General features: G+C 61.5%; 11 protein-coding genes and 1 riboswitch. Of the genes, 5 read left to right on the top strand and 6 right to left on the bottom strand.

Annotated features, from left to right (window positions below; all coding sequences use genetic code 11):
• Positions 1-25: 25 nt before the first annotated feature.
• Both BN1724_RS11410 and BN1724_RS11415 read left to right on the top strand, forming a co-directional pair.
• Positions 26-1075, top strand: a complete 1050-nt coding sequence (locus BN1724_RS11410) for an alpha/beta fold hydrolase (RefSeq protein ID WP_058235459.1) — start codon at positions 26-28, stop codon at positions 1073-1075.
• A 97-nt stretch (positions 1076-1172) separates the two neighbouring features.
• Complete coding sequence (locus BN1724_RS11415) at positions 1173-1904, top strand: GNAT family N-acetyltransferase (RefSeq protein ID WP_172797126.1); 732 nt, start codon at positions 1173-1175, stop codon at positions 1902-1904.
• Between the two features lie 66 nt (positions 1905-1970).
• On the opposite strand, the gene BN1724_RS11420 is transcribed toward BN1724_RS11415, so the two are convergent.
• From BN1724_RS11420 to BN1724_RS11445, 6 genes are all read right to left on the bottom strand, one after another.
• Positions 1971-2447: an ankyrin repeat domain-containing protein gene (locus BN1724_RS11420; RefSeq protein WP_058235461.1), complete on the bottom strand. Its 477-nt coding sequence runs from the start codon at positions 2445-2447 to the stop codon at positions 1971-1973.
• Positions 2448-2451: 4 nt separating this feature from the next.
• A complete protein-coding gene (locus BN1724_RS11425) occupies positions 2452-4998 on the bottom strand; it encodes an ATP-binding cassette domain-containing protein (protein WP_058235462.1) in 2547 nt (848 codons plus the stop codon).
• 12 nt (positions 4999-5010) lie between these two features.
• Positions 5011-5691 carry an ECF transporter S component gene (locus BN1724_RS11430; RefSeq protein ID WP_231928243.1) on the bottom strand — a complete coding sequence of 227 codons (681 nt, stop codon included), beginning with the start codon at positions 5689-5691 and terminating at the stop codon, positions 5011-5013.
• A gap of 50 nt (positions 5692-5741) precedes the next feature.
• Positions 5742-5847: riboswitch (TPP riboswitch) on the bottom strand.
• Positions 5848-5900: 53 nt separating this feature from the next.
• The gene (locus BN1724_RS11435) at positions 5901-6482 is read right to left on the bottom strand and encodes a PH domain-containing protein (RefSeq protein WP_058235463.1); all 582 of its coding nucleotides are present in this window, start codon (positions 6480-6482) and stop codon (positions 5901-5903) included.
• Positions 6479-8458, bottom strand: coding sequence for a M13 family metallopeptidase (locus tag BN1724_RS11440; protein ID WP_058235464.1), 1980 nt, complete (start codon positions 8456-8458; stop codon positions 6479-6481). The genes BN1724_RS11435 and BN1724_RS11440 overlap by 4 nt, the downstream gene beginning before the upstream one ends.
• Positions 8459-8651: 193 nt before the next feature.
• Positions 8652-9533, bottom strand: a complete 882-nt coding sequence (locus BN1724_RS11445; RefSeq protein WP_058235465.1) for a hypothetical protein — start codon at positions 9531-9533, stop codon at positions 8652-8654.
• A 350-nt stretch (positions 9534-9883) separates the two neighbouring features.
• Between BN1724_RS11445 and BN1724_RS11450 the strand changes: the two genes are divergently transcribed.
• The 3 genes from BN1724_RS11450 to BN1724_RS11460 all read left to right on the top strand — a co-directional run bounded on the left by BN1724_RS11450 (position 9884) and on the right by BN1724_RS11460 (position 13063).
• Entirely contained in the window at positions 9884-10924 is a 1041-nt protein-coding gene (locus BN1724_RS11450) for an ADP-ribosylglycohydrolase family protein (protein ID WP_058235466.1), read from the top strand.
• 5 nt (positions 10925-10929) lie between these two features.
• A complete protein-coding gene (locus BN1724_RS11455; protein WP_231928296.1) occupies positions 10930-11718 on the top strand; it encodes an endonuclease/exonuclease/phosphatase family protein in 789 nt (262 codons plus the stop codon).
• 253 nt (positions 11719-11971) lie between these two features.
• Positions 11972-13063, top strand: coding sequence for a hypothetical protein (locus BN1724_RS11460; RefSeq protein WP_157085876.1), 1092 nt, complete (start codon positions 11972-11974; stop codon positions 13061-13063).
• Positions 13064-13143 lie beyond the last annotated feature (80 nt).

Here is a 13143-nt window from a genome sequence, read left to right on the forward strand (position 1 = left end):
GCTCAGCACCCGCTAGGCTTATGCGATGGCGGATACGGTAACCCCCTTGGCCCCCTTTTCGACTGGAATGTTGCCAGTCAGCGACGGACATGAACTGTTTTATGAGTTGTCGGGAAATCCCGAGGGCATACCAGCTCTCTATCTGCACGGTGGCCCTGGGAGCGGGCTCGGCACGGGCAAGTACCGGGCAGATTTTGATCCTGACCGCTACTTCATTGTTAGTTTCGACCAGCGCGGATGTGGACGCAGCACCCCGCATGTGACTGATCCACGCCATCGGCTGACGGACAACACCACCCCGCATCTCATCGCTGATATCGAGGCGTTGCGATCCCATCTCGGTGTCAGTTCGTTCCTGGTTGCCGGGGTGTCCTGGGGATCGACCCTCGCCTTGGCATACGCGCAGGCGCATCCCGACCGTGTGGCCGCCCTTATCTTGGTCGCGGTCACCACCACCAGTCGTGAGGAAGTTGACTGGATTACCGAGGGGGTGGGCGCGATATTCCCCGAAATGTGGGATGAACTCGCGGAGTTCGCCCAGGAGCATGGCGGATTTGAGCCGGAGGATCGGTCACCTCAGCGAAAACGTCTGGTCAGCGCCTATGCCGACATGCTGACTGGCTCCGATCTTCAGCTGCGGGACCGGGCAGCTGCGGTCTGGTGCGTCTGGGAGGACGAACATATTCGCATTGGGAAAGCCGGAGTATACGAACGCCGAACGGCCCGGCAGATCACTGCACCCGATGCAACCGACTCGGAATGTGGTCCGGAGGTCTCGGCGGACCTGATCGCGTTTTGTACGCTCGTAACCCACTACTGGTCCCACGACGGGTTCGGACCGGAAGGCGGACTGCTTACCCGGATGGATCGGTTGCACGGTATCCCTGGCACTTTGATCCATGGGCGGCGCGATGTGTCGGGCCCAGCGGTGACGGCATGGAACCTGCATCGGGCGTGGCCGGGAAGCAGGTTGATCATCGTCGAGGAGGAAGGGCATGGCGGGCCGCGGATGATGGAGCATTGGCGGCGCGCCACGGATGCGTACGCCGATACGCACAGCGACTCGGACGCCTGATCCAAGACCTGGCACATACGTGATACCGGATATTGCGCACCGGTGCTCACACGATACCGGAGGCTTCGGAGCTTGTATGGTCCGATATGGTGGCCCCATGAGCGATTCCTTGAAGCCAAGAGACCAGGTGTCTAAGGCGGCGGGTGATTCTTCCTCATCATCAGCTGCCCTTCTCCTCAACCGTGACCAGGTGATCATCGGTGATGGCCCGCTCGCCCAGATGAACCCGCTCACCGTCTACGGCGTCTGCAAGCTTAGGGAGACGGTCTTTTCCATTGAGCAGGGAACAACGGAACCGGATCTCGACGGACGTGATCTCGACCCAGACACCCGGTGGGTGTGGGCTCTAGGCCCGAACGGCCCCGCCGATGTGATCGGTCATGCTCGGATCCTGGTGGATACACCGACCGGCTCACCGGCAGCAGGTGGCAGGGGCGGCGCGCCGACGACGCGATCGGAACCATCCGTTGCCGTGTCGGGATCAGCTGCCGTCGCTAGGTCGGAGCCAGCAGGTGGTATTGCCGAATCAAAACCAGCGGGCGCTGACCCCGAGCGTGCAACCGCAGGTGAAGGACCAGCTGAACGGACCGTGCACATCGGACGCATGGTGATCCACCCGCAGGCCCGCAGACTAAAACTAGGGCAGGCGGTGTTTCTGCGCGCCATGTCCGTTGCCGACAGCATCGGCGGTCCGGTCGAGATCAGCGCCCAAGCGTACTTACAGGATTGGTACACCTCGCTCGGTTTCCGCGCACACGGCGATATCTACATGGAAGCCGGTCTCGAACACATCCATATGACCTGGGAAGACCGCCAACACGTGCGCTGACGCCAAATACTTGCCCGCTAGCCCCAGCCCAGATAGCCCCGGCCCCGGCATTTTAGTGCCCCGTGTTTAGCTTGCGGGGCAGGAATCTTCGATCAGCGCGGCGAGCTCTGTGTGCTGGAAGAAAGCCGCCGTCTCGCGGGCCGAGGGAGTACCGAGATCAGGGTTTGCGCCAAGGTCCAACAGAGTTTTCACGGTCTGGTCGAAACCTTTAAACACGGCACCCGCGAGCGGGGTCTGGCCACGGTCATTCGCAAGATCCACATCGCCACCGCGTTCGGCGAGTTCCCGCACTAACTCCGCGTGATCGTAGTATGCGGCGAGCATGAGCAGCGAGTTGCCTTTTGCGTCCAGCATGTTCACCGGAGCGCCGCGATCCAGCAGCGGAAGAAGATCCTCGGCTTCGCCGTCGCGCGCCATGTTCAGCATCTTTTCGGCGAGGGCAATCGCTTCAGGGCTGGGCTGCGATGCGGTCTTGTCGCCCCCGCCCGGCTCAGAAGATGATGCGTTGACAGCAGCGGCCGAAGAATTGGATAGAGAAGTCACGGAACTAGGGTAGCCACCGCAGGGCCCAAGGGAGGACTAGAAGAACGAGCGCAATTAGGAACCCGATGATGTCGGCGCGAGTACATGGGCTAGGCAGAGCCCAGGTGCGGCGGTGTGCGGTCTGGAAACCGCGGGCATCCATCGCCATGGCTTGTAATTCGCTGCCTCGTAGAACGGACATGAGCAGGGCAAATGTCATTGCCGACAGGTAGCGGCAGATATCTGCGATGCTACGCAGCGGAGACCGCCACGACATGTTCGGCATGAGTCCGCGCAGACGCCGGATCTCTTCCATCGATATCCATTGGCGCCGCAGATGGCCGATGCGGACAATGCCCGCTATTGACGCTGCCACAGCGCGGGCCGGAAGGTGGAGGCGATTGCCCAGTGCATCGCCGAGACTTGTCGGGTTGATTGTTCCAAGTAGCAAAACCCCAGGCCCGACGAAGATAAGAATCCGCAGCCCTTCTTTGAACGCGACCGCCCAACCATGTCCATGGCCAAGACCATGCCCTGATAAAACGAGCGTCGAGTACACCAGTCCCAGTGCACCCAGCCCCAACGGCAGCAGGCGCAGCAGACTGCCGCGCACGGTCGGCATGGAGAGCGGTGCCAGGATGCCGCAGACCAGGAAGGCGATGAGACCTGTCTGCCAGGTGTTGATCCCAAACGATCCGATAGCCGCCCCTAGTCCGATGGCGAGTGCGGTCAGAGGGTTAAGCGCGTGGGCAGGACACGGGTGCACCGGTGGCGCCGGGCGCAGAATGTCCTGACCTTGTAAGGGGTGCTTGTTCGGCTCGGCGAGGGCTTGCATAACGTGGGTCTCGCTCGATCCCTGACATGGCTCATGCGCCTTGGACATTGTGCTGCCGTGGATGTCTGCGGCGGCGGTGCCGTACGCATTCCCGATGTCAGGGATGCAGTTCCCAGAATCAGACTTGGCATCCGTCTCGGCTTCAAGATCGAGCAGATCGTCGCACCAGGTGATCAGGTCGGGGTCGTGGGTGGCTAGGATCAACGCGGTGCCACGGCGGCGCACCTCCTCAAAAATCTCGACGATGGCGTGCCAGGAGATAGCATCCAATCCGACGGTCGGCTCGTCCAGGATGAGAACATCGGGATTCTGTGCGAGCGCGGAGGCTAGGGCGAGCCGTCGCTGTTCACCCCCGGACAGCGCAAACGGGGAGGCCCCGGCCAGGTGGGATAGCCCGCACTGTTCGATGAGCTGGGTTGCGAGGGCGGGGTCGGTGGCATACGGAGATGCCGAGACCTCTTCGCGGACCGTTCGAGCGACAAATGACAGTTCGGGATCTTGGGGGAGCCAGGCAATTCGCGACGGGTCGGGCCTGCGGATTCGTGGGAGCGGATTCGTGCCGCTGCCCGGCACACTGTCTGTGTCTGTGTCTGTGTCTGTGTCTGTGTCTGTGTCTGTGTCTGTGTCTGCGCCTATGCCCGTGCCATTGTCTTTGACTCTTCGCCTGCACGAACCTTCAACCCTGGGCTCGTCCAGGCCCGCAAGAACCCGTAACAGGGTCGATTTTCCAACCCCGCTCGGACCGGTTAATGCCAGCGCCCGACCCGAATATAGGCGCAGACATATCCCGGTGAGCAGCGGCTCGGCCTGGTCGCGGTTACGCGTGGGAATGTCGGCGTCCAGGAGTTCGAGGATGGGCTGAGGATGCGGACAGTCACCATCGCGAGCATGCTCTGGCACCCCCGCCATGCAATCCGGGGCCGATGCTTGGACGGATTTGGATTTTGTCTGCGGTCTCCAGCCCGCCCCGCTATCCGAGAACACTGCTTGTACAGAGTCCACCTGGAGAGGACCCAGGCGAAGCCCCGCGCGTAAACACACTTCTCGCTGTGTCGTCAGGACGGTGTCGATCGGGCCGTCGGCGAGAATCTGAGCCCGGGCCCCAAGCACCACGATGCGATCAACCTGATCGGCCCACATGTCGATCCGATGATCGGCAACCACTAGTGTCTTACCGCTAGTTGCGGCGAGAATCGCATCGCGCACCGCCGCAGCCCGCGCAGGATCCAGCATGGTCAGCGGTTCATCGAGCAGGAACGTGTCGGGGTCCAGCGCGAGAGCGCCCGCGAGAGCGAGACGCTGCTGCTGACCCCCCGAGAGAGCGAACGGTTCCTTATGCGGGGACTCGTCGAAATGTGCTTTGCTAAAGGCGGCGGCGACGCACCCGGGGATGTCATCGCGAGGCTGTGAACGGTTTTCAGGGCCGAAGGCGGTATCGCGGCCCGCCGTAGCGGCGACGATGGTGTGCTGGGGGTTTTGCATGAGCAGCCCGATTGAGGACTGCGCTGCGGCAGCCGAGGTGATCTGCCCAGAGAGGTGACCCACGGATTCGTCGAGCAGACCGGCGAGCGCCCGTAACACGGTTGTTTTCCCGCTGCCGCTCGCACCTGCAATCAAAACCTTCTGGCCGGGTTCGATGCGAAGGGTGAGGTCATCCAGGGTGGGCAGGCGCCGGCCTACTGGGGTCCAGGTCACCCCGAGCAGGCACGGCCCCTGCATGGTGGTCACAGTGGTCATGGAAGCAGCGATCTACACCAGGTTTTTCTCGGCGTGCGCCCGGCCTGCAGGGAAGGACGCGAGGGCACCGACCTTGGCTAGGGCGCGCACGATCAGGTGTCCGAGCAGCCCGCACAAAAACACGGTGCTTACCAAGAAGAATCCCAGCAGCAAAAGTTTCCAGCCGAAAGACCATTCGAGGTAGTACCCGGAACTCTCGTAAATCCACTCCAAGACGGCGGCACCGATTGCTGCGCAGATGGCAACCTCTGGGCGGAAGCGCCGGTACAGGAAGATTGCAAACCCGAGTTCGACCCCGAGGCCTTGAATCAGCCCTGATGCCAAGGTGCTCAGGCCCCATTGACCCCCCAGCAGCATTTCCACGGCGGCTGCAATGAGTTCGGCGAGCAGGGCTGCGCCCGGCCTGCGCACGATCAGGCCTGCGAGCAGGGCGGGTAAGAACCACAGCCCGGCGAGCAGGCCGGAGGCCGGTGGAAACAGCGTCGTCAGCGGTGTGATCAGCGAATACAGCGTTGAATAGCCGAGAAACGCGACCCCAAAGGCGATACCGATCATGACGGTGACCATCAGATCAACCGTGCGGTACTTCATGAGCGGGCCGGATGCCCGCTCGGAGGGGTGGCCTGGCGGAATCGTTGCGGTATCGGTGCTGTCGGACGTGGAGGGTGATCCCGTGGCGGGGGTGAATGTCATCGAACGGTCTCCTTCCGGTGGTGCGGAAGGGACGCAACCTACGGCAGGCTGCGTGAGAAATCCCGACTCCCTACGCCGGTGCTAACCGGATCAGGTTCGAGGGTCTGCGCGTCGTGCGCACTCTCAGCACCAGGCGGTGCTCCCCTGTCATGGATGACGACATCAGTCTAGTTCGTGGCGGTCGGCAAGGGAATTGCAGACCACCGGAGCTATTTACGGGTCCGAATCACTTCGGCAACGGCTTCACCCGTGGCCACCGGATTATCCGGCGAGATCAAGTAGACCCCGCCGTCGGTGGTGATGATCTCCACTTGAGTGCCCGGCCTGGTCACCAGCATACGAGCCTGGTCCTGTTTATTGCCGGTCGTGAAGATCTTGAGTCCGCCGACGGGTCGCAGCTGACTGATCTCGGGGGCCATCACCCGCCCGCGCCGCCAGCCCACTCCGCCAACCGTCACGCCCAGGATGCTAGAGGGAATCTCCCGTAAATGCACCGACCGGAATTGGGAGGCGGGCCAGGTTCTCTGCGGCCAGAACCCGCCCCAGCGCACCGTGATCCCGTGTTTATCGACGGTGAAGGTGGTGACCATGCGGATGTACGACCACATCGCCATGCCGGTGAAGATAGTCAGGGCGATCATGGCCCAGGCCGTTCCAAACTGCTCTGCGCGCAGAAGGCTAATGGCGGCGATGATGATGCCCGCGCCGAAGGTGACCCCGATGCGCGTCCAGCCGACGGCAGCGGGTCGGGTCGTTCCCCGGTAGGGAAGTTTTGAGGGTTCGGTGTTCACCAGATACGCACCCTCTCGTTGACCGGACGGAACAGGTCATCGCCTTCGCGGACATCGAATGCTTCGTAAAACTCGGGCACGAGCGACGCCGTGGTGTTGCATCGGAACTCGTTGGGCGAGTGGGGGTCCATTGCCAGGCGTTGGATGGCGTTTTCGTCCCGGTTTTTTCCTCGCCACACCTGTGCCCAACCCAAAAAGACGCGCTGTAGCGGGGTGTAACCGTCAATGACGGGTTCGGTGCGATCAGACAGGGTTGACAGGTATGCGCGAACAGCGATTGACAAGCCGCCGAGGTCGCCGATGTTCTCTCCGATGGTGAGTGCGCCGTTGACGGTGTGCTCACCGGAAAGATCTCGGGGAACAAGCCCGTCGAATATGTCAATCAGCTGCGCGGCGCGTGCTTCAAAGTTTGTCCGGTCGTCGTCGGTCCACCAGGAGATGAGGTTTCCGTCCCCGTCGTATTTACTGCCTTGGTCATCAAACCCGTGCCCGATTTCATGGGCGATTACCGCGCCAATCCCACCGAAGTTCACGGCATCGTCGGCGTTAGCATCGAAGAACGGAGGCTGCAAAATGGCTGCCGGGAAAACAATCTCGTTGGCGCTCGCGTTGTAGTACGCATTGACCGTCTGGGGCGTCATCAGCCATTCATCACGGTCGACCGGGCCAAGTGCTTTAGTCCACTGATACTGGGCTTCAAAGGCTAAACAGGCTTGGAGCGAGCCCACTAGGTCGCCAGGAATCAGGGTGAGTGCGGAGTAGTCGCGCCAGCGCACCGGATAGCCGATCTTCGGCGTGAACTTATCCAGTTTGGCCAGTGCTTTCTCGCGGGTGGCGTCGCTCATCCAGTCCAGTGAGCTGATCGACTCGCGGTATGCCTCAATAATGCGGGCCACCAGCTCGTCCATGCGCTGTTTGTGGGTGGGCGGGAAATAACGCTTCACATAAATCCGCCCGAGGGCATCCCCAAAGGTTTCTTCCACCAGCGAGATTCCTCGCTTCCAGCGCTCCCGCATAGTTTGGGTTCCGGCGAGCGCCGTTCCGTGGAACGCGAAATGGGCCTCGGCGAAATCGGACGACAGGTACGGTGCATAGTCGTCGATCACGTGCAGCGCAGCCCATAGGCGCCACAGCGGTAGCGGGGTCGCAGAGTACAGTTTCGCTACCCCCGCTACATAGGACGGCTGTTTCACATTGACCCGGGCAAAGACCGCGGGATCAGCGCCGGTGCCTTCAATAAATGCATCCCACGGGAACTCGGGGGCCAAAGTTGCCAGCTCGGAGCGCGTAGTTGGGTTGCGGGTCTTATCGACGTCGCGCGAGGTGACCGCATCCCAATGGAGGGCAGCAATGGAGGTTTCCAACGCCAGGACATCGGAGGCCATTTTGTCAGCGTCACCGGGGTCGCCCAGGCCTGCCAGGCGCGCCAGGTCCGCCAGGTAGGCCAGGTATGCCGCACGCGCCGGGGCGTAGGTGTCCTGGCGGTAGTAGGCCTCGTTGGGTAGACCCAGGCCACTTTGGTTCAGCATCACCTGGTAGCGGGAGGAGTCATCCTGGTCGATCCACACGTAGGGTGCGATGAGCTGCGTCCGGTAAGAAGGGGAGGCCAGGAGCCGCGCGAGATCTGCGTGGTCATGCGCATCGTTGATGGCGTGAACCATCGGCACGATTGGCCCGCAGCCGCGCTCATTGAGGGTCTGCTCGTCCATGAAGGCCGAGAACATGGTGGCGATGCGGTCACCGTCGGGGTTTTGGGGTTCCTCTTCCGTCCAGCGCATCGTGACTTCGTTGACGATTTCATGCACATCGCGTTCTGCCCGGTCGAACAGCTCCTGGAAGGATCCGTGGGAGGACCGATCGGACGGAATGTCAACATCGCGCAGCCAGGTGCCGTTCATGTAGCCGAACAGGTCATCTTGGGGGCGCAGGTTTGAATCGATCCATGAGAGGTTGAGGCCGCTGGGGCGTTGGGGCATTGTCTTGTCCTCAGATCAGTGCGATGTTGGGTGGTTGCAGTAGGTGGTGTGCTGTTGCAGTAGGTGGTGGCGGGATGCGGTGGGTAATAGCGGGCCAGAATACGAATCGTCAGGGTTGGTCCGCGATGAATTGGTTGATTGTGGGGTGAGGTCACGGCGGGGCCGAGGTGTGCGCGGGCATTGCTGTGCGGTGTTATCCGGTGACGGATAGGGGGAGGAGAACAAAAATGATGGCGAGAACCACGGTGAAGACCCCGATCCCGACGGGGGCGAACGCCCAGATGCTGCGCGGCCTGTCAGCGGGGCTGCGCTGCTGCATGATCAGGATCGACAACCCGGTGGCCATCGACAACACGGCAGTTGCCACCACCATCACCCAGCCGCCTGCGATCAGCAGCGATGCGCCGATCTGGAAGGCGAATACCCCGATCAGGTCGATGACGCGCATCCCCATGACCCGGCCCACCCGGCCCCCTTGGTCCAGTACGGTCTGGACCGTTTCACGGGACCACTCTGATGGCGTCTGGATACGACGTCGAGCAGAAACAAATTGTGCGGTGGCAAGAACAGCCCAGACAACGCTGGCTCCGATTCCAATCCAGAGCCCGGTCGCTGCGCGGTTAAGAACCGGGTGGAGGACAAGCACCAGACTGACCGCGCCAAGGCGTGCAAGTTCTTCCAGCACCGATCGCACCGCTGTGCCCGCAGGATGTCCGACAACAGAGATGCTGCGCTGCGTGCCATCGCGGTTGCCGTGCCGTTTGAGATGAATGCGTCCGGCGAGAACGCTGATCCCGACCGCGATAAAGAGCTGCACCCCGCCCAGCGCCAAACCGACGACCGGCGGCATGAATGACAGGGGGGTGTTGGTCAGGCCAATCAACACCAGCACGATAGCCAGCAGGGGAGTCACCAGCGCAAGGACCGCAAATCCTGTGCCGAGGCGTTGCACGATCTCGGCGCCGGTCGGGCCCTGGTGGGCGTGGTCATCACCGCAGTTTGAGCAGCAGCCGCTGTCGTTGTGTGCATCCGATGGTGACGACGTGTGGGGGGCGTGAGGCGCAGGGGTGGTCATTAGGCTCCTTTGTCGAACGCCACCAGGCTACTCGGTGAGGGCCATGAGCGGAGAGGGTGACACCGTAGCGGCGAGAAAACAGACGATGAAAGGGACACCGGACACGATGGTTGCAGAGATGGTGTAACGATGCATCGGTAAGGACAGGGCGAGGTGGCTCTGGGGCGGCGGGCCACGTTGCATCCGCAGATGTGGCGCGGCGCGGTGAGGATATGTCCTGAAGGACTGCGGATACGTGCGGATAATTATTGAGGAAACTGTCAGGTGTATCTCACATGTCCTTCGGATCGTTGTGATGCTCTATGCGAGAATGAAAAATGTAGAAACAAATATCCGGGTGGAGGTGGACAATGGAGCTCACCGAGCAACAACGCGCCCGCGCACAGGGCTGTGTGATTGCCGCCGCTGCGGGAGATGCTCTCGGCGCCCCGTATGAATTTCAACCTCCTATTCCTGAAACCGACGACGTGGCTATGCTCGGCGGGGGAATCCTGGGTTGGGACGAAGGCGAATGGACTGACGACACCTGTATGTCGATCATCGTGCTAGAGGCCGCCGCAGCACTGGCCGTGGGCGCTGATCTCATGCAGACTTCAGCTCAGAACAGCATTGCCCAGCACTGGTACTCGTGGTCCATCGGCACCCCGGATATCGGCTTGATGACGTCTAAGGTGATGCGCGGCGCGGCAGATGTCGCCAGCGCAGCGGGCCGGACCGTCCCGGTGGCCGAAGACTTTCGTCGGGCAGCGGCTCAGGTCCACGCCGATTCCGGAATGAGCGCCGGGAACGCGGCGTTGATGCGGACTCATGCCGTCGTGTTGGCCTACCTCACCCGTAGTGACGATGATCTAGAACAGGCCGTGCGCTCCATCTGTACCCTCACCCATCTTGATGAGGACGTGCAGGAAGCATGTGTGGTGTGGTCCTTTGCGATCCGCCACGCCGTGTTGACTGAGCAGATCGATGCGAGGGTGGGCCTGAGCCGTTTGGGACCGGAGCGCGCACAGGTGTGGGAACAACGCTTGATCGAGGCTGAGTCCGCGCCTCCGTCAGTGTTTTCTCGCAACGGTTGGGTGGTTCAGGCGCTTCAGGCGGCCTGGTCAGCGATCACTTCGGCTGGCCCGGTGCCGGATAACAAGTTTGAACGCCGACAGTATTTGTCCTCGGTTCTCGAACGGGCAGTGCGCGGTGGCTACGACACCGACACCGTGGCATGTATTGCGGGGGCGCTGGTAGGGGCTGCGCTCGGCCGTAAAGCAGTGCCCACCGAATGGCGCCGTGCCCTGTTTGGCTGGCCGGGCTACGAGGTCCAAGACTTGGTCAGGCTCGTAGATCGGGTGCTGGATGTTGCAGCAGCTAGTGACGCAGCGCGGGTGGAGGCCACCGCGTGAAACCCATGCGGGTGGTGTCGTGGAACATTCGTGACCTGCGCGATGACAGCGCAGCCGTTCGGGATGTGATTAACGATTTAGCTCCTGATCTGCTCATGCTGCAGGAAGCACCCCGGCTGCTTGCCCCGCGTGCTCGTCTTCGATGGCTGGCCCGCTCCACGAATCTTGATATTGCGCTCGCCGGAGGTTGGCACTGGGGGCTTGCCATTCTCACCTCAGCGTCACTACGCGATGCCGTCCAGGCACGTTCGCTGACCCCGGAACCGCTGAACTGGGGCGATGTGAGCACGTTGTATCTTCGCGCCACTGCCGCGGTGCGCCTGATGATCCCGGGGGTCGGGCCGCTGGTCGCGGCGACGACGCATTTTTCGCTTCACGAACACGTGCGGCTCGCACATGCGCACCGGATCCGCGGGTGGGCCTCGGGGTGTGGGATGCCGGTGATCCTTGGCGGCGACTTTAATGAAGCGGTCGATGGACCTGCGCTGCGACTCCTCGCGGGTGAGGGCATGCCGCAGACAGACTCTGCTGGGCTCTTCGACCCGGACTGCTCTGGACAAGGTGATCCACTCGCTCCCGCGTGCACGCTGCGAGATCCGCTTGACGGAAACGATCCTAAAATGTGGACCTACCCGGCACTGGGGCCGGTGCGGCGGATCGATGCACTGCTTGTCACGCCGTCTATTCCAGTGGTTCACGCGCAGGTGGTGCGTTCGACACCCTCAGTGACCGTCGAGCGTTTGCAGACAGCATCTGATCACTTGCCGACTTTGCTCGATATTGCCGCCAGTTAGCATATGTGGTCCTGTCTGGGTGCGCTGAATTTGACTCGACCAGGTCTGATACAGCCGGGCTTGGTCTGGCTGCGCCTGATTGAGCTGGGTGCTCGATGAGACCGAACAGGCTGCGAGCTGAGTCAGAAATATGTAGAGCGCGCGATGTGTGACCTGAATGATCCGGCGGGTGTACGCAATATCATTCCCGAGTTGGATATCCACTAGCCGTTTGATGAAGCGGGTAGTAATCGCGCGGTTGGATAATGGTGAGGTGACCAAGCGACAGCGAGCCGGAGGGGTATTGTCCCGACGATCAGTGCTTGCTGTTGCCGGAAGTATCGCCGCCGCAGCAGGCATATACAGTCTCGATGCGTATACCAGGCGTCGTGCGGGGGACGTTCATGATTCGACCCCGGATCGCCCCAGTGCCGAAGGTCACGGCGACCGCAAACCATATGGCGCCGGTAAGAGCCATCTTGCCCTGTGGGGTTCATCGTCCATGGCCGGTGGACTTGCTCACGAAGGCCTGCCGAGGCCAGTGACAATTTCCCATGTCTTAAGCAATACCTTGCCCTCACTCACCGTGAAAAACTATGCGGTGGGCGGCCAATGGTCGCGGCACGCCGCGATGTTGCGAGGGGCCAGCAGCGCACGTTTCCGGTTTCCGCGGGGTCAGGTGCCATCCTTCGGTCGAGTACGCGTGGAACAGGTGGGAGGCGAGCTTCCGTGGGATCACCGTTTCGATGCCCCCGTCACCGTTGCAGGGGTGCGCGGTCGTTTGACCTGCCAGCGACCTCGCCTCTGGATATTTGAACGAACACAGCCCGGTGATCCGGTCCCTGAAGATGCGGTGTGCTGCGATCTTGCCAAGGAAAGCGGGCCGCAATGGGGTCATATTGTGTGGACGGGTAAAAACAACGACTTTGAACCTGACCGGGTTATTTCAGATATTGAATCGATCCGTCGTGTGGGCATGGAGGATAAGCAGGACACGCTGGTGCTCGGAATGTGGCAGACCCGTCGCGATCAACCCGATCGGATCGCCCGTAATCGCGAGATCAATAAATGGCAAGAAAGTCGCTATGGCCGGCGTTTTCTGGACATGCAGGAAGCCCTCACAGAAGGCGTGAGTCAAAGCGCCCGCGTGTACGGGGTTGGCTATTTACTGGACCGCTCCGATGTGCGACGTGATCTCGCAGAAGGTCGGGTTCCTACTCCGCTGATCGGTAGCGACGGTATGCACCTCAATGCGCTCGGCAACTTGGTTGCCGGCCATGCCGTGCGTGAACGCATACATGAGCTGGGTTGGGTCAGTGCCAATACCAGTGCCGTTAGCAGCGTTCATCTCGACGCCATGCAGTAGCGGTCAAATTTTCTCTCTATTGAGCGATGTGTATTCTAATGCCGGTAACTTGAAGATCTTGACGTGCATCCATGAAGGGA

This window comes from Devriesea agamarum, from assembly GCF_900070355.1.
Lineage (GTDB): Bacteria > Actinomycetota > Actinomycetes > Actinomycetales > Dermabacteraceae > Devriesea > Devriesea agamarum.

Excerpts from the sequence above, each read along its gene's own strand:
- BN1724_RS11440 (WP_058235464.1), bottom strand. The coding sequence starts at position 8,458 with ATGCCCCAACGCCCCAGCGGCCTCAACCTCTCATGGATCGATTCAAAC.
- BN1724_RS11430 (WP_231928243.1), bottom strand. The coding sequence starts at position 5,691 with ATGACATTCACCCCCGCCACGGGATCACCCTCCACGTCCGACAGCACC.
- BN1724_RS11410 (WP_058235459.1), top strand. The coding sequence starts at position 26 with ATGGCGGATACGGTAACCCCCTTGGCCCCCTTTTCGACTGGAATGTTG.
- BN1724_RS11445 (WP_058235465.1), bottom strand. The coding sequence starts at position 9,533 with ATGACCACCCCTGCGCCTCACGCCCCCCACACGTCGTCACCATCGGAT.
- BN1724_RS11455 (WP_231928296.1), top strand. The coding sequence starts at position 10,930 with ATGCGGGTGGTGTCGTGGAACATTCGTGACCTGCGCGATGACAGCGCA.
- BN1724_RS11415 (WP_172797126.1), top strand. The coding sequence starts at position 1,173 with ATGAGCGATTCCTTGAAGCCAAGAGACCAGGTGTCTAAGGCGGCGGGT.
- BN1724_RS11425 (WP_058235462.1), bottom strand. The coding sequence starts at position 4,998 with ATGACCACTGTGACCACCATGCAGGGGCCGTGCCTGCTCGGGGTGACC.
- BN1724_RS11450 (WP_058235466.1), top strand. The coding sequence starts at position 9,884 with ATGGAGCTCACCGAGCAACAACGCGCCCGCGCACAGGGCTGTGTGATT.